This window comes from Aureispira anguillae (assembly GCF_026000115.1).
Lineage (GTDB): Bacteria > Bacteroidota > Bacteroidia > Chitinophagales > Saprospiraceae > Aureispira > Aureispira anguillae.
The window spans coordinates 6,430,342-6,456,199 of sequence record NZ_AP026867.1 but is presented as its reverse complement, the minus strand read 5'-3'; the positions used below and the strand labels follow the sequence as shown (position 1 = coordinate 6,456,199).

Here is a 25,858-nt window from a genome sequence, read left to right as displayed (position 1 = left end):
TAAATCAAATCATTTTCATATATACATAGAATTCCAGTTTACGCCCAACCTTCCATAAAGTAGATTTTTTCCATTATTTAAACATCACTCCTACAGCCCTATTTTTTAAACAATCAATCTATTTTATTGGTCATATAGTCCATTTAAAATTGCTCAATCTTAAATAAGCACATCCACTATTTAAGTTTTTCAATTTTTTATTATAAAAGCATTCAGCCTGCCTAAATTTTTCTACTCCCTCAAAATTCAATCCTCACTTTACAGGAAAATCAATATACAATTGGCTTCATTACTGCTTCGTAGGAATATTTAATAAACTTGATTTGTAATTAATATTACAATTATCCTATATTAGCTGCTTTTATCTATAAAGAGATACTTTTCATTAAAAAAACTCCCAGTGATACAAACAGATTTAAAACTTACCGTTTTAGTTGTTATCCTATTGCTATTTAATGCAATCAACATTCAAGCTCAGCTCAACACCTCAGGATATCGTGTTGACCAATCTAATAATGATGTAGAAATTTGCCAAGGTTCGGCAAATGGAACGTATACCGTTACGGCAAAAACATCATCTCTTAATAATTTTCAAATTACTTTAACAATGCCCCCTGGTATTAGTTATGTTGCTGGCTCTGCTTCAATAACTTCAGGAGGGGCAACTTATACCATTTCAGAAGTAAATATTAGCGACTTACGAGCCCCTGTTTTGGCCATTAGTAATAATGGTCTTCCTGCAAATTTGTGGGGAGTAGGAGATCAAGTTGTTTTTACAATCGCACGGGTAGCCTCTTGTCCTGCGGTTGCTCATGCGTTGGCTGGTAGAGCCTTTAAAGATAGCATAACCATTAATTATGAAAACAATAGCATCGCTGAGAATGGAGTTGACAACGATACCACTTATGGTATTTACAATGCTGACTTCGTTTCGTTGAGTATATTAACAATTAATAATGTAAATACAACATTAACGACTCCTGAATCTAGAAACATCACCATTCGACAAGGAGGCAATAGTTGCATTCAGCAATTTCAACATTTTGTTGTGGTAGGAAGAGACATTAACAACTACCAACTTCGTTTTGGTGCCACTAATTTAACTCCTACGAGTACTGTTGCCAATGGTAGCAATACAGCCGATACTCTATTTTATACCATTGATTTGAATGCTGCCCCATTTTCAGGTGCCGTTGGCAATGGTAACAATTGTTTTGAAAATGGAGAAGATTTGATCCTAACAGAATCTTTTTCCGCCAATACTTGTATCAATTTAAGCATGAAACATCATGCTAGATGGAGCTGCAATGGCAATCAAATTTGCCAAGAAGCAGTGCCTCAAAATGGTTCTATTTCCTTTGTGAATGGAGCCCCCACACTCACCATTTCGGAAGTAGGGGGAACAACAGCTCCTGAGCTGTGTGATACCATCAACCATACCTTACAAATTACCAATACGGCTACCGCTACAAGCCCTCTAGGGGGCGCAATTGCCTACGATGTAGCCGTTGTTTTTGGATTAGGGCATAATGGTTCTGCTATTGCAACTCCTGCTAGTAATTCTCTTTGGGGAAGTAATCGACAAGATACGAGATATTGGAATAATTTTATCATCGGCTCTACCCCCGTTAATGATTCTGCATTGGCTTACGCTAACAATGCTGGTAATAATAGCACTTATGGAACAGCCTCTTTCTTGATTCAAAATTTATTAACGACCAACCCAGATGGTCCTGGTGGTTTAGAAGATTTAGACGGAGATGGCTTCTTTGATGATTTGGCTCCTGGAGAAACTTTTTCTGTTTCTTTTGACTATTGGGCTTCCCCTCGAACCAATTGTGGTGATAGTCATTATTATAGTTACATGGGCTGGGAACACAAATACTTTGATGTATCGTTTAAAGATCAATGTTTATTAGATCGTCCAGCAATTCGAAGAGACTTAGGATACCGAAATATCATTAGAGATTATCTGATTAATACGCTTACTAGCTCTCCTACAGATGTGTTTGATGGGCAGAATTTCACCGTAGGAATTAGACCTCATTTTTATAACAATGGTTATCTCTGTCGAGGAGAAAGCATGACAACAGGTAGCAATGTTAAATGGAGTATTAGTTTAGAATTGCCTGCGGGAATAGATACAGCAACCTCTGCTATTTCTAATTTGGATACGGAGTTGGCACCGTACAATCCTACCATTACTAAAGTAGGAAATATCGTTACCTATACATTGGACAGATATATTTACGACACCTTGCACTTTCCATTGACATTTGACTGTGCAACATTCACAGGGTCTGCAATTACTAGCATCCCTTATACCACCAACTATTTCTGTGGGAGTCCTGGGGATACTTGTTTTTACCGACAAATTCATTGTGGGGAACTGTCTAATATATTGACCCATTGTAATACCAATTGCAACGGTCCCATTATCTATTCTTTTGATGCAAGCCGAACAACTCCTGGATATACAGACAATACCCAAACAGCATTGGTTACATTAAATCCTACGGTTCACAAAACAAAGTTTTATTATCCTTTTGATACGATGTTGATTGAAGCCAAGGCATATATGAGTGATACTGCTGTTGGAAATCTCTTATTCAATATCAATTTAACAATTCCAAATGGAGGAACGGATCTATTGACTTTTGTAGGAGGCGAATTATTAATCAATGATGTTTCCTCTGGAAGCGGTTATCAAAGCTTTGTTTTGGATGGAATGCCTGCCAACCTAACGCATTTAGGGGGGCAGAATTATACGTATACCATGGACTTATCTAGGTATGTAGATTCTGTGAATAGCACTTACCTATATGGAGGAGTAGATGGCTCTAATGCTTATAGTGCAGATACGATTTGCCTCCAAGCTAAATTCACATTTGGCAGTAATTTCGCCCATCAAACGCTTTTTCAAATAGATCCTTTTAGAGCGAATTTCTCAACTTTAGCTACTGGTAATGTAACCATTGCTTGTGATAGCCTAGGAGACAAAGCGCAATATGAGAAAGTTGGCTTTGGATGGGGACCAAGTCGTGCCTATCCTTTTTCCAATTGTAGCCCAGGAAATGTTTACCTCTATTTTACGCACAGAGCAAGCACAGGGGATGATCACCCTGGCGAGTATCGACCACCTAGCCATTGGGATTCTACAAAAATGGTGATTCCTAATTATGCATATACAGGCAATCGTTTTTCTTTTTATAATGCGGCTGGTTTTACGGTTCTACCACATACTATTAGTGGAGATACCGTGACAATCTATAGACCTACAACAGGGTATAATGACAGAGATAAAATATCTACTTATTATCCCTCCTTTCAAGCTGAGATTATGGGGAATTGCGAAACACCTCCTGTTCAGACCATGCGTGCATGGAATTACTATAAGGAGTTTGCCTATCACCCTGATTCTACCATTCATCAAAGTAGAAGTTCTGTCGCAACCGCTCGTTTAGAATTTACCCCTCCATCTTGGTCTTTTCAAGCTTTGACACCAGTTGTGGATGGAGTACAAGACACGGTATTTTGGGACATAGAATTGTGTAATACAACAAGTGGGGCAGATATTGATTACAACTGGTTGTTTATCCCTCCTCAGGCTAATATTGATGTAGAAAGTATCTTTAATATTACATCAGGGACAGAAGTGGCGATACCTTATGTTGTTTCGAATGACTCTATTTTTATAGAATTAGGAGCGATGAATAGCAACGCTTGTAGAAGATTAAGATTTTATGCAACTTATAATAGTTGTTCTAATCAAGTACTAACGGTTAATCATGGCTGGGATTGTAGTGCTTACCCCACCAACTATTCAGCAATTACTTCAGCTTGTTATCGAAGCCTCAATTTATTGTTAGAGCCACGGGCTTCAGAGGTTCAAGTCACAATTCTTAGACAACCAACAACTCCTCAGCTTTTGTGCACAGATACTACTTATGTAGTGGAAATCAGTAGTGCCCAATTAGCCGATTTAAGAGATCCTGTTTTAGAAATTAGAGGAACGACAGGAGTATCTTTTTCTAGTATCCGAGTAGAATATCCACGAAATTCTGGAAATATAGAAGTTTTAACACCTACCATCGCAACCAATCTAGCTAACGTTAACCTTTCGGGGCATTCACAAATAGCTGCAATTAATGATGGCATAAAAGGAACCGCTAATGCGCAAACCAATGATGAGCGATTTGTTACGGTTTCTCTAGATTTGCAATTTACCTGTGGCTTTTCTTCCAATTCATCCATGTCTTTTGCGGTTCATGGTAATCAACCTTGTGGAAATCCAGCAACAGGTAGCGGGGTTAGGACAAAAACCAATCAAATTGAAATAGATGGAGCCGTAGCCCCATACAATGCCTATACGGGAACGACAGTTACTCCTAGTCCAATTCGGGTTCAGCATTGTTCTGGATTGACTACGATTAGAGTTCAAACGACCATTATTGGGGATACGACTACTGCCAATGATACAACAGAAGTATTTTTGCCCTTAGGAACAACTTATGCTCCTGGATCTTATACTTGTGCAAGTAGCTCTTGTCCTACAGGAGTGTCCTTGGATACAACAAATGGAAGACCAAGACTTGTATTTCCATACCCTTCTGGGATTACCTCAGGAACAACCTTGGATTACTCCTTTGCAATTAGTGGTTCGGCTGGTTTTTGCTCCAACAACGAAGAGTTAGAGGTAAATAGTTATGTTATTGCAGGAAATATCAATTGTTTAGGAACGCCCTGTGGTCCTGTCAAAATAATAACAGGAGAAGCTAATGAACTGGCAATTATTGAAAAACCAGATTTAGTCATTAGCAACCTTAATGGTCGATCGTTTAACAGTGGTACCAATCAAGCCTATGCCGTTTCTCAACAGATTACTAACAATGGACTCGATGCTCCAAGTGGTATTCTTATTGATTATTATTGTATTGATGGAACAGGGAATCCGATTGGTTCGCCAATTGGAAGTCATACCGTTCCTGTACCAATTGCTAGTGGACAAACCCTACAAGATACAGGAACTTTTGTAGCAGGAAGCCCTTTGCCTTGTGGTTCCAACACAAATAGTTTAGCAGCTGTTATTAGCCCTAGTAATTCACAATGTATCTGCTTGAGAACACAAACTAGCTTTTCTAGCATTTTATTAGGCATTAACATTACATCCTTTGAGGCAAAATTAATAGACGAACGCAAAGGATTGTTAACATGGACAACAGAAACGCCTAGCGAGCATACTATTTTTGAAATAGAACGTGCTATCTCGTATAAAAATAATAGTTTGACCTATGAAAAGATAGCAACAGTGCATGGAAGTCCATTAAAAAAATATTCCCACACGGAGCCTTACTTGACTGGTGGAACGCATTATTTCAGAATCAAAACCATTGATATAGATGGGTCCATTTCTTATAGCCAAATAAAAGCATTGACGGTAAAACCCAATGATTATATCATCTCATTGTACCCTAACCCATCTAAGGGAACGGTGTGGGTTGATTTTGGAGGTATCTTGATTGAAGATCTTAACATTAAAGTGTTTAATAGTATTGGACAAAAAGTGCATGCCCAAACGGCTAAGCATTCGACACTCGTTGAGTTAAATTTAGAACACTTGCCAAGTGGTAATTACGTTATAAAATTGAACAGTACAACGACCAATAAAAATCTCAAATTTACCATCACCAAACCTTAAGTAGGTAACTAAATAAAGTTATAAAGTCCCATGCTAATGATTATTAGTATGGGATTTTTTTTAGACTTGGTAGCTAACAATTTTTTAGGGATACATAAAAAAGCATACCCTCTTAATGAAAGTATGCTTCAATTTATGTTATTAACTGTATTACAACAAACCTATACAGCAGCCTCTATCAATTCTTTAGCAGCAGCAATCGCTTGATTTAACCCCTCAGGGTTCTTACCACCAGCAGTAGCATAAACAGGCTGTCCACCACCACCACCTTGGATTTCTTTGGCAACTGCTTTGATAATATCTCCAGCTTTAAGATTGTAGTTATCCACTACATTCTTATCTACGGCTACCGTTAATAAAGCCTTACCTTTATTAACACCACCCAAGACCAAGACTAAATTATCAAACTCTTGACTCAAACCATTGCTCAATTGTTTAAGACCATCCTTAGAAACAATAGATGTTGTTGTTCCCAAAAAGTGCAGCCCTCCAATTTTAACCACAGATTGCTTCAACTGATCTTTTGCCATTTGCGCCTCTAAAACTGCCATTTTATCCAATTCCTTGGTTAGTTTTTTGTTGGTATCCAACAAATCTTGCAATGCTTTTGCTAAGTTTTTAGGATTTTTCAACAAAGCACGAATTTCTGACAATTTAGCCATTTCGTCCTGCACATAAGCCACCGCAGCAGCGCCTGTTAATGCTTCAATACGACGAATTCCTGACGCAATAGAAGTTTCCGTTACCAACTTAAACCAACCAATTTCTCCTGTTGATTTAACATGACAACCGCCACACAACTCTTTAGAAAAGCCCTCTTCAAAAGTAATGATACGAACAGACTCTCCATATTTTTCGCCAAATAACATCATTGCACCAGACTCACGTGCTTCGTCAATTGGCACATTAGCCTGTTCTACCAAACTAATATTGGCTCTAATTTTATCGTTTACAATTTCCTCTACTTCACGAATTTGCTCTTCTGTCATCTTGCTCGTGTGAGAAAAGTCAAAACGCATTTTATCTGGTGACACAAAAGAACCTTTTTGCTGAACATGCGTCCCCAAAACCTGACGCAAAGCAGCATGTGCCAAATGCGCCACCGAATGATTCTTTTCGGTCAAAGCACGTTTTTGGCGATTAATTTCAGCCACGACCTCTACCTCTATTTGCTGAGGCAATTGTTTCACCCAATGTACAATTAGATTGTTCTCCTTCTTGGTATCAATTACTGGAATCTTTTCATCTCCAAACCACAAAAGCCCCGTATCGCCAACCTGTCCACCAGCCTCAGCATAAAAAGGCGTTTTGTTTAGCACAACTTGATACTGCTCTTTTCCTTTTGCAACTACCTTGCGGTATTTAATAACTTTGGCAGTCGTTTTATGTTCAGTATAGCCCACAAATTCAACAGTAGGATCTTCCAGAATTTCTACCCAATCGCTTACATCCTTTTGAGCGTCTTTTTGAGAACGTTTTTTCTGCTCAACCAAAGCAGCTTCAAAACCTTTCTCGTCAACCGTCCAACCTTTTTCCTCTGCCAACAAGCGAGTCAAATCAAAAGGAAAACCAAAAGTATCAAATAAAAGAAAGGCATCTTTTCCTGTTACTTCTTTGTTGTTAACCTCTAGACCTGCAAATAATTTCAAGCCTCTCTCCAAGGTTCTCAAAAACGAAGCTTCCTCCCCTTTTATAGTATCCATCAACATTTTTTCCTGCGCCTTTACTTCAGGAAATACCTCCGCAAAAGAAGCCGACAAGGTTGGGATTAATTTATAAATAAAAGGAGCTTTAATATCCAAAAAGCTATAATAATAACGTACTGCACGACGCAATACACGACGGACAACATACCCCGCCCCTGTATTGTTGGGCTGACAACCATCTGCAATAACCAAAGCAACCGCACGAACATGATCGGCAATTACCCGCATTGCAATATCTACATCTGCATCCTTTTCATAAGAACCTGTATATTTTTTGCCCGACTCTTTTTCGATCAATTGAATCAAGGGACTAAATACATCCGTGTCATAATTAGATTCCTTGCCTTGCAATGCCATACAAACACGCTCCAATCCCATTCCAGTATCAATGCATTTTTTAGCCAATGGCACCAAAGAGCCATCTGCTAGGCGGTTAAATTGCATAAATACTAAATTCCAAATCTCAATCACCAAAGGATGATCTTGATTCACCAATTCTTTGCCGTCCAACTTAGCACGTTCTTCGTCCGAACGAATATCAATGTGAATTTCAGAACAAGGACCACAAGGCCCCTGTGCTCCCATTTCCCAAAAGTTATCTTTTTTACCTGCTCTCAAAATTCTATCCTTAGGCACCCATTTTTGCCACAACTCAAAAGCCTCTTCATCCGCTGCCACTTTGTCTTTTTCATCTCCTTCAAAAATCGTTACGTACAAGCGATCTTTGTCCATTTTGTAGACTTCGGTTAACAACTCCCAAGCCCATTCAATAGCTTCCTCTTTAAAGTAATCCCCAAAAGACCAGTTTCCTAACATTTCAAACATGGTTTGGTGATAACTATCTCTCCCTACATCTTCCAAATCATTATGCTTGCCCGACACTCTCAAACATTTTTGAGTATCTGCAATACGGGCCGCCGAAGGAATTTGGTTTCCAAGGAAATAATCTTTGAACTGAGCCATACCTGAGTTCATAAACATCAGTGTGGGGTCGTTCTGATTTACAATTGGAGCAGAAGGTACAATCTTGTGATCTTTGCTCTCAAAAAAGTCCAAAAACTTTTGGCGAATTTCTTTTACCGTCATCATGATTTCAAAAATGTTATAAATAATAGTTCTAAGTAAAGGGCAAAACAATTAGAATTAATAGCAACTTAATGGGGCTAAAATCTAAAAACAAAACCGTCTATCTCAGATCTGAATATTGGTGTTAGATAAAATGGCACCTACAAATATTCTTCAATGTTTTTGTCCTGTACTAAAATAATAGTTAATTAAGAACGTGTCCTTAACAATATGTTGTATACAAAATTGTATGTACAATAATGCAAATATAATAAGTACTCGTTTTAAATAACTCTATTCGTTCCTAAATAATCAAATTTCTTTTGGTAGAAGTCTTTTTAATTGATTCTTAAGATTTTTCCTGTAAGAAAATTTTTATCCAAACGAACCACTTTTACCAAATAAAAAATTGCGTTTACTACTTACATTTACTTTAAATTCTATTGCATTATAAAAAATAGACAATTGAATACGATTTAAAACCATTTTGCCAAACATCCAAAAGTTTTACAGAAGAAACAATTTGATCAAAAATTTGGAAAACTGACCTATTTCTATGTAAATTCGCCCTGTGATTTCTATCCAATGTTCTCGAAATTACAATTATTAGTCCTTTTAATAACTTAATTATCCTCATGGGAAAAGAAAAGTATATCTATAATAAGCACACTCTCCGCTATGAAAAAGCTAACGTGTCATTCAAGCAACAATTGCTTAGAATATCTGGAGTGGTAGGATGTATAGCAGCTTACACTGCGCTTATTTTCGCTTTGTCCCCGAATAAAAGTACTTCTTCTCAAGCTAAGGAATTGGCTGACATGAAGCAAAAGTATGAGGCCATGAATTATCAACTCGATATAATGAGTAGTGCCTTAAACAATATTCACGACAGAGATGATGCTATTTATCGCCAAGTTCTTGAGATGGAACCAACCGACCAAGGTATTTGGAATGGTGGACGTGGAGGAAGTGATAAATATGCTGATTTGCGAAATCTTTCTGATAGTGAATTATTGATTGCTACTAGCAAAAAATTAGAAAAACTAAGACATCAATTAGCTGTTTCTGCGGAATCACAAGATGCGATCATAAAACAAGCCCAAGATAAAGAAAAAATGTTGGGAGCAATTCCTTCTATTCGCCCTATTCGCAATCTAAAGAAAAAGATTCAACACCTTTCTGGTTTTGGTTATCGTACCCATCCCGTTTTCAAAACTCGTAAAATGCATACGGGAATAGATTTTGGCGCTCGTAAAGGTACTCCAATCTATGCAACTGGTGATGGGAAAATAGTTCGAGTTGAATATAAGAAAACAGGTTATGGTAGAAACGTTGTTATCGATCATGGCTTCGGTTATCAAACACTTTATGGGCACATGTCTAAGGTAGAGTGTAAAGTTGGACAAAAGGTAAAAAGAGGAGAAGTTATTGGTTTGGTAGGAAGTACAGGAACATCTACTTCACCTCATGTTCATTACGAAGTAGTTTATAAAGGGAAAAAGATCAACCCACTTCCATTTTGCTTGGATGGTTTGAGTACAGAAGAATACAAACAATTCGTAAGTGATGCAACAGCTGAAAACCAAGCAATGTCTATAGAATAGGATAAAAGGTTTATATAAAATAAAATGATAGCCTTCTAAGTATTTGCTTGGGAGGCTTTTTTTATTTCATAAGAATAAAGCATTAGATATGTCTACACTTCACCAACTGGCAATAGGGCTTAGCGTTAGCGAAAAAACGTTGCACTCTTGGAATAAAAGTTTCAAAATTAGCCCAACGACCAATGCTAATGGTCAGTTTGTTTATTCGCCAGAACAAAAAGAATTGGTGCTAACCATCCACCACTTAATCAAAAACCGAGGTTTTACTATTACGGGGGCAAAAAAAGAATTATCCAAAGTACCATTGAATAAAAAAAAGGAGGAAACAATCCACAAACTACAAGATATTCGCCAGTTTTTGGTTCACCTTAGGGACTCTTTCTAAGCGCCAAAAACCTTCCTCGTAGAAAAAAATAGCCCTGCTAGGTCTTTATAATCCTAGCAGAGCCATTAATTTTATTGGACAATACTTCTTAGTCCTTTAGGTTATATCGATCCATATATTTATCGTACAATTCCTTTTGCTTGTCCCCCAGATCTACTTTGCGACCTGCCATAAAAGCATCCGTTATAATAGAGGTGCGCATATCCAAAACATCTCCCTTAGCAATAATAAACGTTGCATCTTTTCCTATTTCTAAGCTGCCAACTTTATCTTCGATTCCCAAAATTTCTGCTGTATTTAACGTCAGTGCGCTAAGTGCTGCCTCTTTGTCCAGTCCATGCCCAACAGCTTGCCCTGCCTGAAACATTAAATTTCGCACATTCCAACTGCCTTGATTATTTAAAGAAAACGCAAACTTAATCCCCTTGGCTTGCAATATTGCAGGCGTTTTAAAAGGCTGATCTACATCTGAATCATCTCTGCGAGGCAATTGATGTATATCGTGCAAAATAACAGCTACTTCTTTCTCTTTGAGAAAATCCGCAATTCTCCAAGCTTCAGTTCCTCCTTGGATAACAAGTTCTACCCCATAAGGTTGCAATAAATTAATGGCATCCATCATAGATTTGGCATCTTCTGCATGTACGATTAATTTCTTCTGCTTGGCAAAAAGCGTCTTCATGGTTTCAAACTTCAAATTTTTCTGTTCGACATGCTCTTTTTGTGCGTAAGCCTTAGCAGCATCAAAATACACCCGTATGGCTTCTAGCCCTTTGTTGTAGTGTTTGTTTCTTTCTGCCCTGCCTTTTTGAGCCCACCATCCTGTATAACGCACTCGATTGGGCCAACGCAAATGTACACAGTTGTCAAACGCTAAGGCGGCATCTTCCCAGTTATTGGCTTCTGTATAAACAATTGAAGATTGTCCTGAAATTCGCCCTCCCTCTGGAACAATTTGCGCTAATAGTACACCATTAGAACGCACGGTAGGGACAACATCCGAATCGGTATTATAAGCGATAATAGAGCGGATATTAGGGTTAAAATTTCCAACTTCTCTATAGTCTTTGGTCGAACGAACGGCCTGAATTTCTTCCAATCCCAAACGAGTATTTGGCGCAATAAACCCAGGATAAACATGTTTTCCTTTTCCATCTATTGTTACGTCGTATTTTGCTCCCACTTTAGCTTCCATCGTTTCTACTAAATCAATTTTGCCATTGGAAACGCCAATCATACCATTCTCAATTACTTCCCCATTGCCAATATGTATGGTAACATTGGCATATAAAAATGAAGGAGCCTTTTTTTGTGCTATGGTGAGATTCGCCAATAAGAGCAAAAAGGGCAATAGTTTTGAAATTATCTTCATTGTATTCTAGTTTAATACTTCGTGGATTATTACTCGTGCGCTACACTAATAATCCTCTATTTATTTTTTATAAATTTTAAAGCTTTTTTTTGAGTTGGGCTTGTATAAACGGCAAAATACGTTCCTGCTTCCAATCTCCTTATATCTATTGCCCATCCTCTATTATTTTGAAAAGAACGGTGCTCAATTGCTTTTCCTAATAAATCATAGATTGTTAATTCGTAATCTTCTTCTTGATCCAACTCCCATGATAAATTATCTACAATAGGATTACTTCCTGTTAAACGAACCCAGTTGGCAGGAGAAACGTCGGCTAGTTTTGAAGTAGAAGTTACTAAGCTGTATTGGCTGAAAAATTTCCATATTTCAACACTTGCATCAAAATCCATATTGGTTGTACCACTTATAATGACTCCCGATCCTGGCCAACTATGTCCTCCATTCGTTACTCGAATCAGATGCACAGGAAAAGAAGCTCCCGTCTCGTATTGGATTAATTCGGCTGTTGAACCATCTAACAAATTAGTATTGGCAATGGGAGTTGTTGAAAACGTATTGGTTAAACCATTATGCCCTCTCCAATGATTCACTAAGGCATCGACCCCCAACAATACAGTATTGCCCAAATAAGGTACAACGACATCTGAAGTACCATGTATTTGCATGACAGGTATTGGATTGGCAGGTGCGCAAGTTGTTTGCTGTAAAATACTCATGGTTCCTGCTACTCCTGCAATAGCTGCAATTCTATGATTCAATGCACAAGCTAATGTATTGCTCATAATTGCTCCATTCGATAAACCTGTTGAATAAACTCTTTGCAAATCTACCGTATAATTCGCTGCAATGGTATCGATCAAAGCATCTATAAAACCAATATCATCTACGCCTGTTCCATAGCCCGAATTCCAATAGGTTTTGGAAGAAGCATCTAGTGTTCCTTCTGGATAAGCAACGATAAAACCAGCCGTATCAGCAATGGCATTCATATTGGATAAGGCAGCTTGTTGCGTTCCAGTAGAGGTGTATCCATGCAAATTAAATACAATAGGATGTGTATTTGCTACATTGTAGTTGGCAGGAATATAAAGCGTATAAGCTCGATTAAGTCCATTGTGCATAAAATTGCCTGTTACATTTTGAGCAAAACTCAAAGTGCAACTTAGGAGTAAGCTTACAATCAGAATTATTGATTTCATTGGTTTTTATTTTTGTTTTTTAACAGGCTATACTAATGCAATACATTTGACTCATCTCCCACAAGCACTTTAGTAAGATTAATCAATCCCATTAACATCTACATTAAAATCTATAAATTTATTGCAATCTGTATTTCCGCAATGATAATGTTGTTTGGGTTGAAAAATAGCAGGCTGCGTCTTTGCCCCCTCACTCTTCGCTTTTAACATCTTTTGAATTAATCGATTGCGCTCTTGCTGAATAAGCTGTCGTTTTGCCTCGTCTTTTTTGTGGTCAAACAAACAAACCCCATCTACAAAGGTCTTTTCTGCTTTGGCATATACCGAAAGCGGGTGATCAGACCACAAAACAAGATCTGCCGATTTTCCAACTTTGATGGAACCAACCTTGTCATCCAAATGCAGTAATTTTGCAGGATTATGCGTGACCATATTCCAAGCTGCCTCCTCTGACATACCACCATATTTGACCCCTTTTGCCGCTTCTTGATTTAAGCGTCGTCCCATTTCTGCATCATCAGAATTAATGGCAACAACAATTCCCATGTCATCTAAAATTTTCGCATTATAGGGGATCGCATCAATCACTTCATATTTGTAAGCCCACCAGTCTGAAAAAGTAGATGCACCAGCACCATGCGCTTTCATTTTATCTGCAATTTTATAGCCCTCTAAAATATGGGTAAATGTATTGAGTGTAAATTGATGTTTCTCTGCAATGCGCATTAACATTGTAATTTCACTTTGTACATAAGAATGACAAGAAATAAAGCGTTCCTGATTAATAATTTCTAATAAAGCATCCAATTCTAGGTCTTTACGTACTTTTTTGCCTGCCTTTAGTGCAGCTCCATATTCTGCTGCTCTGGTAAAATGATCTTCGTAGACCTGTTCTACCCCCATTCTAGTTTGCGGAAAGCGAACTCTAGCATTGGGTCCCCAATTTGATTGTTTGACATTCTCTCCAAGTGCAAATTTGATAAAACCATCGGCATTTTCATATTTGATGGCTTCGGGCAAACTCCCCCAACGAAACTTAATAATAGCCGATTGTCCACCAATCGGGTTCGCAGAACCATGAAGCAATTGAGCCCCTGTTACACCACCTGCCAACTGGCGATACATATTAACATCTTCAGAGTTGATAACATCCCCAATTCGAACCTCTGCCGAACTAGCCTGTGTCCCTTCATTTACACCATAATTGATACAAATATGCGAATGTTCATCAATAATCCCTGCGGTTAGATGCTTCCCTGTGCCCTCTATAACTTTTGCGTCTGAAGCACTTATCTTTTTTGCAATTTTTGCAATTTTGCCATCCTGCACCAAAACATCAACACCCTCTAACTTCCCTTTCTTTTCGCCAGTCCAAACCGTTGTATTTTTAATTAGAACGGTCTCCTTTTTAGGAATATCTTTTTTAGCATAACCATAAGGAGACCAAGGGTAAAAGACTTCCCCTAAATCCTCTATTTTTATTAATTTAGGTAATTTAGATGCTTTTAACTCAATATCGCCAGTTCGTTTGGCGGTCCAAGAAATCCAAGTGCCATCAAATTTGGTCGCTTGCCCAGCCCATTGATTAGGGCTAACCGCTCCTGACAAACGGTAAACGTTTGTACCTTTTGTTGCAGAATCCTTTTTTGGAGAAAACACAAAGGCAAGCGTATTATTAACAAAACTATGCTTTAACTTGGTCTTTTTGCTGGTATCTTCTGGATTGATTAAATACAATTCTGGCGCAATAGCCGTTCCCGTTACCTTTAGTTCAAAGCGTTGTTGATCGATTGCCAATTCATATTTTCCACGAATATCAATTGCATTTAAATCCTTTAAAACATAAGGTTTACCTTTGATCCAATTGTGATAAAAGATCGTTTTTTCTTTCAGAATATTATCAGAAGTAATAATAAAATTGGCTAGTTTTCCTTTCTCTAAAGTTCCCAACAATTCATCTGCTTTTATCAATTGAGCAGGTGTAGTTGTCAATGCCTTTAACAAATCTTCTTCCTTTAGACCATATTGGTAAGCCTTTCTAGCCAATTTCCAAAAATCTTTTTTATCCTTTGTTAAACGAGCTGTAAACGTAAAAGGAATACCAGCTTCTGCTACTCGTGCAGGGTTGGTCGGTGCCAATTCCCAATATTTCATCTGCATAAGCCCTACTTCTTCTGCATCATAAGGATCACTAACATCATAGGCCTTAGGGAAATGTAAAGGCAGAACCACAGGAGCGTTCGTTTTTTTAATGGCATCCAATCTCAAAAATTCATCTCCTCCACCTCTAATAATATACTGTACCCCAAATTCATCTCCAAGCTTATCTGCCCGAAGAAAATCCAATCGATTATTGAGTTCAAAAAACTGAGGAAGTTTCTGATTTTCATTCCACTTTTCTAAAGAAATATTGTAGGTTTCATCCGTCCTAGTTTGAGCATACCATTGTCCATCGTAATACGTCTGACGAAGCAAGGCAATCGCTCCCATTCTAGAACTTGGATAATTTTGTTTAGAAGTTCCTTTTGAGAAAGAATAATGAGCACTAGCTTGCGCTTTGATAATCATATCGTGCTCTTTTTCTGCCCCCAATAAGACCAAAGCAGAAGTCCCTCTAGCCATGCCGTCCATTTGGTGTGTTAGAACCGTTCCAAATCCTAATTTACGCAAATCAGAAGCTCCCTTTTCATCCACCTTAAAAAGAGTGGTAGCATCCTGTTCTGGTTTTAGTGCCTCATTCCAACTATAGGCGCCATCCTTATTGGATAGCATTTGTGGAGCGCTAGATTTTCTTTTGGTTCCTACAGGTTTGGGCATTCCATAATTACTAGACAAATCAATAAAAGAAGGGTAAATATATTTTCCCTTCAAATCAATTGTCACGGCATCTTTAGGAACAGAAATATCGGTTCCTGTCGCAACTACTTTTCCTTTTTTGATTAATAACGTTGCGTTTTCCAACTTCTGTTGCGGAGAGACATAAATGGTTGCATTGGTAAATGCATAATGACCTTCCTGTTCATCATAAACCCCATTCTTAGGAAAGGTAACTTGTGCCAATGTCAAAAATGACCAAAAACTCAAAAGAAATACAACTGCTATTTTTTGCAATCCCATCTGTTATTATTGTTTTAATTTAGTTCATAGTTTTTCGTAAAAGAAAGAATAATGTCGTTCTTTGCATCAGTAATTAAAATCATTCATAGAATGATAAAATCACGACCATTGGGGCAGTCAACAAAAAGACATTGACCACCTAACAATCAACTCATTACAAAAGCGTAATTACAAAATTCGGCTAACTTAGTAGTTAAGCAATTTGCTATAAATTTAGTTATTATTCATCAACGAACTAAGTTCGTATTTTGCAAGCAAGTTCGAGTTGCCAAAACATTTTTTTTTGTCTAATAACAAGTAGATCTTATTAAGAATAGGAGGTTTATGAAATAATAGGTGCAAGGCGTAAAAAATTATCTTTTTTTCTATTAAAAGTAATTTCTACATTTATGCCCCCATTCGCTGATAAGGTCCACTCTAGTACAAAAATTCTATTACCAATAGTTCGGCAAAAAAAATACTAGGTTGATTTATAGGCACTTAATGAACCAAAAGCGTTTATTTTTATCAACACCTATCCGTCAACCTAAAAAATACTGAACTATTAAATTATCATTACTCCGCCTGAAAATAGTATTAAATTGATAATCAACAATATGTAACTTAACTAATTAAGACATTGATTATTAAATTAATACAAGGTGATTTTTTAGTTTTTTAATGAAAAACATAAAAAATTAGCGGGGTACTTTAAATTATAATACATGCATATTTTTTATAAAGAATCAAAGGTTGCCTATCAAAAAACAGGAGAAGGACAAACATTAATCTTACTTCACGGTTTTTGCGAAGATAGTACGATGTGGGCAGATTTTGTACCTCTTTTGTCAAAAAAATACACTATTCTGACGATTGACTTATCTGGTTTTGGTAAATCAGACCTCCTAAATACTCCTAGTATAGCCTGTATGGCAGAAGCTGTTTTTGCTGTTTTGTCCCATGAACAAATCAAATCTTGTGTTTTGATTGGTCATTCTATGGGGGGCTATGTTGGGCTTTCCTTTGCAGAGCAGTATCCAGAAATGCTTTTGGGTCTAGGTTTGTTTCATTCACACCCTTATACTGATTCTCAAGAAAAAATCAACAATAGGCTTAAAACCATCCGTTTTGTAGAACGACATGGAATTGCCCCTTTTGCGGGACAGTTTGTTCGCAATTTATTTCCTAGCCCTTTTGTCCAAAACAATAAATCCTTTATTGAAGAACTGATCCATAAAACAAGTATGCATCATTCTGATGCTGTCATTGCAGCTTCTCACGCTATGATTAATCGACAAGATAAGGCAGAAGTTTTGACCAATCTTGCCTGTCCTGCGTTATTTATAGTAGGCACAGCAGATGCTGCTATTGCCATCAACCATAGTTTAGAACAATTGAGTTTGCCTAGCGTTTCTAGTGTGCATATTTTAGATGGAATTGGTCATATGGGAATGTTTGAAGCAACGACAGAAACGCTAGAAATTATAGTAGATTTTATTGACTTCTGTACAGAACGGCAATCCGTTTCTCTTTGTCAATCCTAAAATTTAGTCCTTATGAAATTAATATTTTGTTGTCTCTTTTTGCTAATTCTTTCCTTTTATAGTTGTACCAAAAAAGTAGAAGGTTGTACTCACCCTAGAGCCATCAACTTTAACCCAGAAGCAGACGTTGATGAAGGCTGCGACTATTATGAATTGACCTTAGAATTTCAACATTATGCCAACTCATTGGCCAACGATACCCTCGTTATGGGGAACTGGCTGACCGATGCCAATAATGAATCCTTTTATTTAACGACCATGAAAGTTTTAGGCGGTGAAATGCATCTGATTAAAGCAGGGACAGATGAAGTTGTAACATCGCCAGAATTGACCCCCTTTTATGATTTCAATGGCTTGGCTATTCATGTTGAAGACAATTTCTTTATTAGCAAATTGGGTAAATACGATTATAATATAGCAAGTTGGACAGAGTTGGGAGAATTTGATCGAATTCGCTTCCATCTTGGTATCCCCGATAAAATTCGACAAACTAGCCCTATTAAGGTAAGCGAGAACCAACACCCATTATCTACGACTGCGACTACCTATATGTTTGATTCTACCTCTATGAGTTATATGACTTGCCAAATAGTAGCCAAACAACCCCATACTGGCAATACATTTACCTTTACATTCTTTGATTATATTCCTATTGAATTGCCCTATAATGCGACTGTAAGAGATGGTGAAAATGTTCCGATTCGCCTCCGATTGGATTATTTAGCTTTATTTAATGGTGTTTCTTTTAGTAATGATAGTCAAGCAACCATTAAAAATAAGATTTTACAAAACTTCCCAACGGCTTATTCTACCTATTAACGCAATGGAGTTACCAACTGCTTCATTCATATTTTTTTAATGTACACATTCAGTATGAAATCAATTTTATTTATTATTCTATCCATCTTAGTACTGACTATTTCTTGCACTTCTGAATCTAAACCAAGTAAGGAAAAAGCGCTAAAGAAAGAACAATTTGTCGGTCAAACCATGGGTACTACTTTCTCAATCTCCTATTTAGATAGTACAGGAGTTGATTTTTCTACAGCATTAAATGACTTATTGATCGATATCAATCAAGCTGTTTCTACCTATGAAGAAAATTCAGAAGTATCTATTTTTAATAAAAAGGCAGATTCTATTTACGTTGAAAAAAAGGGGCATTTTGCTCGAAATTATAACAATGCTCGCTATGTTTATCAACAAACAAAAGGTTGGTTCAACCCCAGTGTTATGCCTTTAGTGAATTATTGGGGCTTTGGTTATACCGAAAAGAAAATGGTCACCAACACAGATAGTTCAACCATCAAAGATCTACTTCGATTGGTGCAGTTTGATTCTATTCAAGTAACAGAAATTCTACCGAACCAACTGTTGTTAACCAAAAAAGAGAAAGGATTAGAATTGGATTTTAGTGCCATTGCCAAAGGCGATGCTGTAGATCAAGTGGGGTTGCTATTAGAGCGTTTTAATATTCATAATTATTATGTAGAAATCGGTGGTGAGGTGCGTGCTAGAGGCACTACGATAACAGGCTTTAATTGGCGCACAGGGATTCGAGCTCCCAAAGAAGGAACTGCGGCTCAAGAGCTACAGGTTGCGATAGAATTGCCCAATCTTTCGTTGGCAACATCAGGCAATTATATCAATTATTATTTGGATAAAAATACGGGGATGAAATATGCTCATACCATCAATCCACACACAGGCTACCCTGAAAAAAACCGCTTGTTAAGTGCATCTGTTTTTACTAAAAAATGTGCTCTTGCAGATGCTTTTGCTACTTCATTTATGGCAATGGGGCTGGACCAAGCATTTGAACTAGCTAGTACCATTCCTGGTATTGACGCTTATTTTATTTACAGTACTCCTACGGGTGATTTAAAAACGAAGTATACTTCTGGTGTTGCCAGTTTGATGCAATTGGGAAAGAACAAATAAAATAAACCAATTTGGAAATGTACCTTTTAAAGACTTCTTCTATCATTTCCAAATTGGCTCATTTTCAAATTAGAAATTAGTTAATAATATTATCCAACCCTTTTTTTACCCATTAAGCTGTTTTGAGATTGGGAATGTATCTTTTGAAGACTGCTTCTATCATTTCCAAATTGGCTCATTTTCAAATTAAAAATTAGTTAATAATATTATCCAACCCCTTTTTTACCCATTGAGCTGTTTTGAGACTGGAAATGTATCTTTTGAAGACTGCTTCTATCATTTCCAAATTGCCCCATTTTCAAATTAAAAATTAGTTAATAATATTATCCAACCCCTTTTTTACCCATTGAGCTGTTTTGAGACAAGCAATCACTCGGCGAGTTCGATTTTCAGGATCTATAATAAATTTTGTATCTGTCTTAGAAGTATGAAAGCCCCATTCGTCTAGGATCGCTCCAAACCAATAAAACTCTTGCAAGTCTGTTTCTCTGAGAATTTGAAAATTCACCTCAAAATCGGCATCTCCATCTTTTTTCGATTGCTCCCGATACGTCCAGTTCTCCTCCCCCATAATCTCTTTAACATGCTTAAAATGTTGCGCAGCAATTTTGTCTGAAAAGTTGTTGCCACGAGTGTTAAAGACCATATAACCTCTTGTCGCATCCAACTTAGCTGGAGAGTTACTGCTCGAAATTGCATTTGAATGAAACGAATGCAAATAACCATAATACCCTCGACGCAACCAGCTTCGAATCATCTCTGTACGAGTAGAAAGTGGTGTATCTTTATAAGGATGATAGGTTCTTACACACATAATCCCAACATCCGTACAAGCCTCAATAAAAGCCTCTGCAACCAAACGATTTTCAAAGCCTTCATAATAATGCCCACGCTCATGCATTTTTTCTCCTTTGTGGTAAGCTCGTTTCCCAGGCGTTACGTAGAGTCCTTTTTCATCAATTCCTCCATGTCCTGCATCTACAAAAACAACAAAGCGCCGTTTTCCAAAGTGCAATAATTCAGAATTTTTCTTAAACATTGCATCATAAACCTTTGATAATTTTGCATTGGTCAACCGTCCAGCATGACCATCCACAAAGAGTCCATATAGGGACTGAAAAAGCCGAACCGCTTTCTCTGTAGATGGGCCATAATCCCCATCAATGGACAAACTTCGGTTCAATACTTTTTTTAATTTGTACTGAAGGGTTTTCACTTCAGGTCCTTTATCTCCTCTCTTCATAATGGTTGGTTTTATGTTGTGAATTAGCTAGACTACTGGGATAACTTAGACGCACCGCACAATAAGTATACAACGACGTAATAGATCATAGAGTTACAAATTCCAAACCATTTTTTAAGGGTTGTCTTTGATTTACAAACTACTGCATCTTGTAACGATGAAACTTAAGCTGTTGCAGCAGCATTATACCGATAAAATTCTACTGCAACAGTCTTATTTAAAATCTAAAATAAAGGCTTCTCTAAATTTTTCATTTATACTTAGATAATCTCGTACAAACGCTATAACATCAACATCATCAGCATTACTAAGCAATTCTTTTGCCAAAGCGATTTGATCATTTTTAGGCATTTCGACTTCGCTCTCTATTGCTTTATAATCCTTAATTTCTAGGTATACTGCAACCTCATGCTTGCATATATTCCCCCAATCATAAGGGCAAGAACAAGAAGAATTACAAATTTCTCGTTTTGATAAATCAACCTCCACTCTATACGTTCTATCAGAGTAAAAACTTTCAACGATTGCGACAAAACAATTCGAAGAAATTGCATTAAATTCAAGGATAGCTCCTAAGTTATAATACTCTAAGCCACGTTCTAGAATTTTAGGCTCAACTAATGATTGATAATTATCTAAGGTCATCATATCATCTTATTCAATGACCGAAATTTTAAGCATATTGGTCTTTTTGCGTTCGTGCAAGGGCATAGATCCAGTATTGATAACAATATCTCCTGTTTTGAGGTGCCCGCTAGCCGCTAAAAGATTCTGCACATCCTTGATGGTATCATCTGTACTAGTATATTTATCATAATAAAAGCAACGAATTCCCCAGACCAAGTTCAAGGTATTTAGCATATTTTCATCCGATGAAAAGATAAAAATGCTCTGTTTGGGTCGATAACTAGAAACCATAAAAGCAGTATATCCTGATTTGGTCATTCCTATAATACACTTAGCATCTACTTGTCGAGCAATTCGACAAGAATTATAACAGATGGCATCGGACAAAAAGGAGTCTGACTTTTCAGAAGGCGTTAAATGTCTGTAATAAATACTATCCATTTTTTCTGCTTCTCCAATAATATCGTTCATTGCTTCCACTACCTTAACAGGATGAATCCCCATCGCCGTTTCACCACTTAGCATAACCACATCTGCCCCATCAATAACAGCATTTGCTACATCAATTATTTCGGCACGAGTAGGCGTTGGATTTTTTATCATGCTGTCCATCATCTGTGTTGCAACGATAACAGGTTTTGCCTTTTTGATGCATTTTTCTACAATCATTTTTTGAAGCATTGGTAGACGCTGCATAGGAACCTCAACTCCTAAATCTCCACGTGCAACCATTACACCATCCGTAATATCAATAATTTCATCAATGTTATCAATTGCTTCTGGTTTTTCTATTTTTGCAATAATTTTTGCTCGAGATTTTTTGGCTTGAATACGACTTCTTAAGTCCTCAATATCTTTGGGAGAACGCACAAAAGAAAGGGCAATCCAGTTAAAATCATGTTGCAAGATAAAATCTAAATCTCTTAGATCCTTTTCTGTTAGAGAAGGCAAACTAACATTCGTTTGTGGCAAGTTGACCCCTTTTCGAGAAGACAAAAACTCACCATACAATACTTCCAATTTTACTTCATTGGTTCCGTTTGTTTCTTTGACCAACAATTGCACATTCCCATCATCCACCAAAACCTTTTCGCCCACTTTAACATCTTGAGCAAACTGTTTGTAGCTCATATATATCTTCTCAGCATTACCAAGACAAGGCTCATTAACAAAGGTTAAAATATCGCCTTTCTTTAAGGCCATTCTACCATTTTCTATTTCTCCAACTCTCAATTTAGGGCCTTGCAAATCTGCCAAAATAGAAATGTTGGTTTTGTATTTTTTATTGATGTACTGAATGTATTCAAATACTTTGAGATGCGCTTCATGGGTTCCATGAGAAAAATTAAGTCTAAAAGCATCAACTCCTGCTTTTACCAACCCCAACAACGTACTATAATTATTCGATGAAGGTCCTACAGTTGCTAAAATTTTGGTTTTTTGAAAGTTGCTGATTTCCATATTAGGTGCTTGTTTTTTTTAGTAGTTTTAGGTTCAAACAAAGATTGATCTATAAACTTTATTGACTCTTTATTTATAACCCTCTTACAAAATGTAAGTTTTTAATAATTGTAGCGTTTTTAAAATTTCGCAGATCCCATTACTTTTCATAAAACTGATAATCAAACCAATGGAGTAATGTCTTTAACTCATTAGTTCTTGTTTTTAAGAAGGAGCTTAATGGTCTAAAGAATTTAACATGATTCTCCCCATCAATAAAGTTGTAAGAAAGAATCAGATTATTTTCTTTTTAATGAACTAATGTCATAAAATAAGAATTCTTTGAATAAAGCAGTTAGCTTTCTGTATTATTTTTTTATTTAAATAATAAACATGGTTCTTTGTGTTATCAAAGAGCTATATAATGAATGTGGCTGCACACGAAATGAATAGTCACCACAGGTAAATTATATGGAATTTTAAAAAGAGCTGTTTTGTTTGCCATATCGTTTATCAAGGAAAATAAATAGCATTAGTCGTTCTTTAACAATATCAGACAATGACAAATAAACAAGTACTGGTTACAGGCGGAACAGGTTTTGTGGGCGCTTATCTTCTACATTATTTATTGCAAAAAGGATACAAAGTAAAAGCAATAAAACGAAAAACGAGCCCCATGAATCTAGTAGCAGACATACAAGATCAAGTTGAGTGGTTGGTAGGAGATATTCTAGATACTCCTTTTTTAGAACAAGCAATGAAAGGTGTTCAGCAGGTCTATCATGCTGCTGCGATGATTTCATTTCATCCGAAAGATGCTGCCCTAATGTTAAAAATAAATGCAGAAGGTACCGCAAACGTCGTTAATGCTGCACTTTATGAAAAAATTGAAAAAATGGTTCATATTAGCTCTATTGCAGCACTAGGGCGCAAAGAATATCAGCCTCACATTGACGAAAAAGCGCAATGGGAAAACTCTAAGGAGAACTCCAACTATGCAATTAGTAAGTTTAAGGCAGAATGTGAAGTCTGGAGGGGGATGCAAGAAGGCTTAGAAATTGGCATTGTGAATCCTTCTGTAATTATAGGCGGTGGATATTGGGCACAAGGCTCTTGCCGATTAATCCAACGAGTTGCCAAAGGGCTTAAGCATTATCCGCAAGGGGCAACAGGCTTTGTTGATGTCCGAGATGTTGCACGTGCCGCAATTGAACTTATGGAAAGCCCCATTTCAGGAGAACGTTATATTCTAAATGGCGCCAATTGGTCTTATCAACAATTTTTTGAAGCAGTAGCACAGGCCTTGGGGCAAACCCCTCCACAGAAAAAAGCAGCGGCTTGGATGGTTAATCTATTGTGGCGTTTAGAGTGGTTCCGCTCAAAACTGTTTCGCACACACCCTATTTTAACCAAAGAAACAGCTCGAACTTCCCAATCTACCTATTACTACCATAATGAAAAAATTATAAATGAGTTGAATTTTGACTTCACCCCCATAGAAAAGACTATTGAAGATACTGCTCTTGCTTTCAAAAAAAGTCAACAAGAAGGAAAGCATTTTGGTCTTGTTCCGATCCGTTAAAATAAAGTTTGGGGTGACCTCCTTTGTCTTAATCTTAAGGAGCTGACTCTATTTATTATACTTTCAAAAAATTTTGAAAATTAAATTTTTGATGTATATTTAAGGCATGGAATTAGATGAAGCAAAACAAAAATTTATACAAGCATGGGGTACTTTAGGCTCCAATTGGGGCATTAATCGAACAATGGCTCAGGTGCATGCCCTATTATTAATATCTGCGGAACCTCTGTGCGCTGATGACATCATGGAAAAATTAAAAATTTCCAGAGGGAATGCCAATATGAATATTCGAGCGCTCATTGATTGGGGCTTAGTCTTCAAGGAACTAAAACCTGGAGAGCGTAGAGAGTATTTCATTAGCGAAAGGGATATGTGGAATGTTGTGCGCCAAATCATCATCCATAGAAAGAAAAAAGAGCTGGAACCTGTTCTCAAAGTATTGGACGATGTTAGCAAGATAGAAGGTGAAAGCGAGGACAAAGAAGCCTTTTTAGATGTCATTAAAGACATCCAGTTATTCGCCTCCAAAGCGGATAGAACATTAGATAAATTGGTGCATTCTGATGCCAATTGGTTGATGAAAACCTTTATGAAAATGATGTAGGGCTTGCTTAGGAAAATACGGCCTGTAAAACCATAATAGAATTTAATTCTCCGAAATTTTCTATATGGTATTGATAATATCGTAACATATTATTCAAGAAGTGCCGTCTATCCCCTCCTTCTAATTCCAAACGGCTACTTGCCTCAAAATCTAGTTGCAAAAAAGCCGCTAACAAATGAGTATGATGGGGCGAGAAGAAATAGTGGTGGTGACTTGGTGCTTGAGGTAAAATTCGCCCCTCTGAATAATCAAAAACACTTTCTTTGTCTAGATTAGTAACTGCTGGATACAGCCCTAAATGCGTAGAAAATTGTACTAGAAACCAAATCGGAAAATTAGCAATAGGGGTTGTGGTTTGATCTAATAGTTCATAACAATTTTGCAAAAACTCAAATAAAATTGGATTAGCCTCAGGCTCTCGAACTGTTTTTTGAGCCACCTCTGTCATAAACAAACCAATTGCTCCACGGGCAACATCAAAGGGCACCTTTTGATAAACATAACTTGGCTTAATCTCTTTGATTCGATTAATTTCCTTTTCTTCATGGTGATAAACCACCATTTCTACCAAAGACATGGGTTGTACTAAAGCAGGACTTATTTTTGAATTTTTCTTTCTAACGCCATTAATAATATAAGTTCTCAAGCCTAATTCATTGGTGTAGGCATCACAAATAACACTTGTTTCAGAATATTTTACAGCCTTAACAATAATTCCTTGTATTTTTTTTAGCATCTCAGATCTTTGTTAT

16 protein-coding genes are annotated in these 25,858 nt (G+C 37.1%); 8 read left to right on the top strand and 8 right to left on the bottom strand.

The window, feature by feature from the left end; all coding sequences use genetic code 11:
• Nucleotides 1–400: 400 nt before the first annotated feature.
• Nucleotides 401–5,698 (top strand): T9SS type A sorting domain-containing protein, encoded by a 5,298-nt coding sequence (locus AsAng_RS25260; protein WP_264789914.1) that lies wholly within the window; start codon nt 401–403, stop codon nt 5,696–5,698.
• 161 nt (nt 5,699–5,859) lie between these two features.
• On the opposite strand, the gene alaS is transcribed toward AsAng_RS25260, so the two are convergent.
• A complete protein-coding gene (alaS, locus tag AsAng_RS25255) occupies nt 5,860–8,493 on the bottom strand; it encodes an alanine--tRNA ligase (protein ID WP_264789913.1) in 2,634 nt (877 codons plus the stop codon).
• Nucleotides 8,494–9,104: 611 nt separating this feature from the next.
• Here alaS and AsAng_RS25250 point away from each other — a divergent pair.
• Together AsAng_RS25250 and AsAng_RS25245 are read left to right on the top strand one after the other, a co-directional pair.
• Nucleotides 9,105–10,073 (top strand): M23 family metallopeptidase, encoded by a 969-nt coding sequence (locus tag AsAng_RS25250; RefSeq protein ID WP_264789912.1) that lies wholly within the window; start codon nt 9,105–9,107, stop codon nt 10,071–10,073.
• A gap of 88 nt (nt 10,074–10,161) precedes the next feature.
• A complete protein-coding gene (locus AsAng_RS25245) occupies nt 10,162–10,458 on the top strand; it encodes a MerR family transcriptional regulator (protein WP_264789911.1) in 297 nt (98 codons plus the stop codon).
• Between the two features lie 88 nt (nt 10,459–10,546).
• On the opposite strand, the gene AsAng_RS25240 is transcribed toward AsAng_RS25245, so the two are convergent.
• The 3 genes from AsAng_RS25240 to AsAng_RS25230 form a co-directional block, all read right to left on the bottom strand.
• On the bottom strand, nt 10,547–11,830 hold the full coding sequence (locus AsAng_RS25240) for an amidohydrolase family protein (protein WP_264789910.1): 1,284 nt from the start codon (nt 11,828–11,830) through the stop codon (nt 10,547–10,549).
• Nucleotides 11,831–11,886: 56 nt separating this feature from the next.
• The gene (locus tag AsAng_RS25235; RefSeq protein ID WP_264789909.1) at nt 11,887–13,029 is read right to left on the bottom strand and encodes an extracellular catalytic domain type 1 short-chain-length polyhydroxyalkanoate depolymerase; all 1,143 of its coding nucleotides are present in this window, start codon (nt 13,027–13,029) and stop codon (nt 11,887–11,889) included.
• Between the two features lie 78 nt (nt 13,030–13,107).
• Nucleotides 13,108–16,146 (bottom strand): amidohydrolase family protein, encoded by a 3,039-nt coding sequence (locus AsAng_RS25230; RefSeq protein ID WP_264789908.1) that lies wholly within the window; start codon nt 16,144–16,146, stop codon nt 13,108–13,110.
• Nucleotides 16,147–16,850: 704 nt separating this feature from the next.
• On the opposite strand from AsAng_RS25230, the gene AsAng_RS25225 reads away from it, so the two are divergent.
• Genes AsAng_RS25225 through AsAng_RS25215 form a run of 3 tightly spaced genes read left to right on the top strand, consistent with a single transcriptional unit; the run spans nt 16,851 to nt 19,610 of the window.
• Entirely contained in the window at nt 16,851–17,669 is an 819-nt protein-coding gene (locus AsAng_RS25225; protein WP_264789907.1) for an alpha/beta fold hydrolase, read from the top strand.
• Nucleotides 17,670–17,681: 12 nt separating this feature from the next.
• Nucleotides 17,682–18,488, top strand: coding sequence for a hypothetical protein (locus tag AsAng_RS25220; RefSeq protein WP_264789906.1), 807 nt, complete (start codon nt 17,682–17,684; stop codon nt 18,486–18,488).
• A gap of 54 nt (nt 18,489–18,542) precedes the next feature.
• Nucleotides 18,543–19,610, top strand: a complete 1,068-nt coding sequence (locus AsAng_RS25215; protein ID WP_264789905.1) for an FAD:protein FMN transferase — start codon at nt 18,543–18,545, stop codon at nt 19,608–19,610.
• A gap of 310 nt (nt 19,611–19,920) precedes the next feature.
• On the opposite strand, the gene AsAng_RS25210 is transcribed toward AsAng_RS25215, so the two are convergent.
• The 3 genes from AsAng_RS25210 to pyk all read right to left on the bottom strand — a co-directional run bounded on the left by AsAng_RS25210 (nt 19,921) and on the right by pyk (nt 22,941).
• Nucleotides 19,921–20,853 carry a peptidoglycan-binding protein gene (locus tag AsAng_RS25210; protein ID WP_264789904.1) on the bottom strand — a complete coding sequence of 311 codons (933 nt, stop codon included), beginning with the start codon at nt 20,851–20,853 and terminating at the stop codon, nt 19,921–19,923.
• Nucleotides 20,854–21,066: 213 nt separating this feature from the next.
• Entirely contained in the window at nt 21,067–21,501 is a 435-nt protein-coding gene (locus AsAng_RS25205; RefSeq protein ID WP_264789903.1) for an SWIM zinc finger family protein, read from the bottom strand.
• A 6-nt stretch (nt 21,502–21,507) separates the two neighbouring features.
• Nucleotides 21,508–22,941 carry a pyruvate kinase gene (gene pyk, locus AsAng_RS25200; RefSeq protein ID WP_264789902.1) on the bottom strand — a complete coding sequence of 478 codons (1,434 nt, stop codon included), beginning with the start codon at nt 22,939–22,941 and terminating at the stop codon, nt 21,508–21,510.
• Between the two features lie 538 nt (nt 22,942–23,479).
• On the opposite strand from pyk, the gene AsAng_RS25195 reads away from it, so the two are divergent.
• Both AsAng_RS25195 and AsAng_RS25190 read left to right on the top strand, forming a co-directional pair.
• Entirely contained in the window at nt 23,480–24,502 is a 1,023-nt protein-coding gene (locus AsAng_RS25195) for an NAD-dependent epimerase/dehydratase family protein (RefSeq protein ID WP_264789901.1), read from the top strand.
• A gap of 106 nt (nt 24,503–24,608) precedes the next feature.
• The gene (locus AsAng_RS25190; RefSeq protein ID WP_264789900.1) at nt 24,609–25,106 is read left to right on the top strand and encodes a GbsR/MarR family transcriptional regulator; all 498 of its coding nucleotides are present in this window, start codon (nt 24,609–24,611) and stop codon (nt 25,104–25,106) included.
• Between the two features lie 7 nt (nt 25,107–25,113).
• On the opposite strand, the gene recO is transcribed toward AsAng_RS25190, so the two are convergent.
• The gene (gene recO / locus AsAng_RS25185) at nt 25,114–25,842 is read right to left on the bottom strand and encodes a DNA repair protein RecO (protein WP_264789899.1); all 729 of its coding nucleotides are present in this window, start codon (nt 25,840–25,842) and stop codon (nt 25,114–25,116) included.
• Between the last annotated feature and the right edge of the window lie 16 nt (nt 25,843–25,858).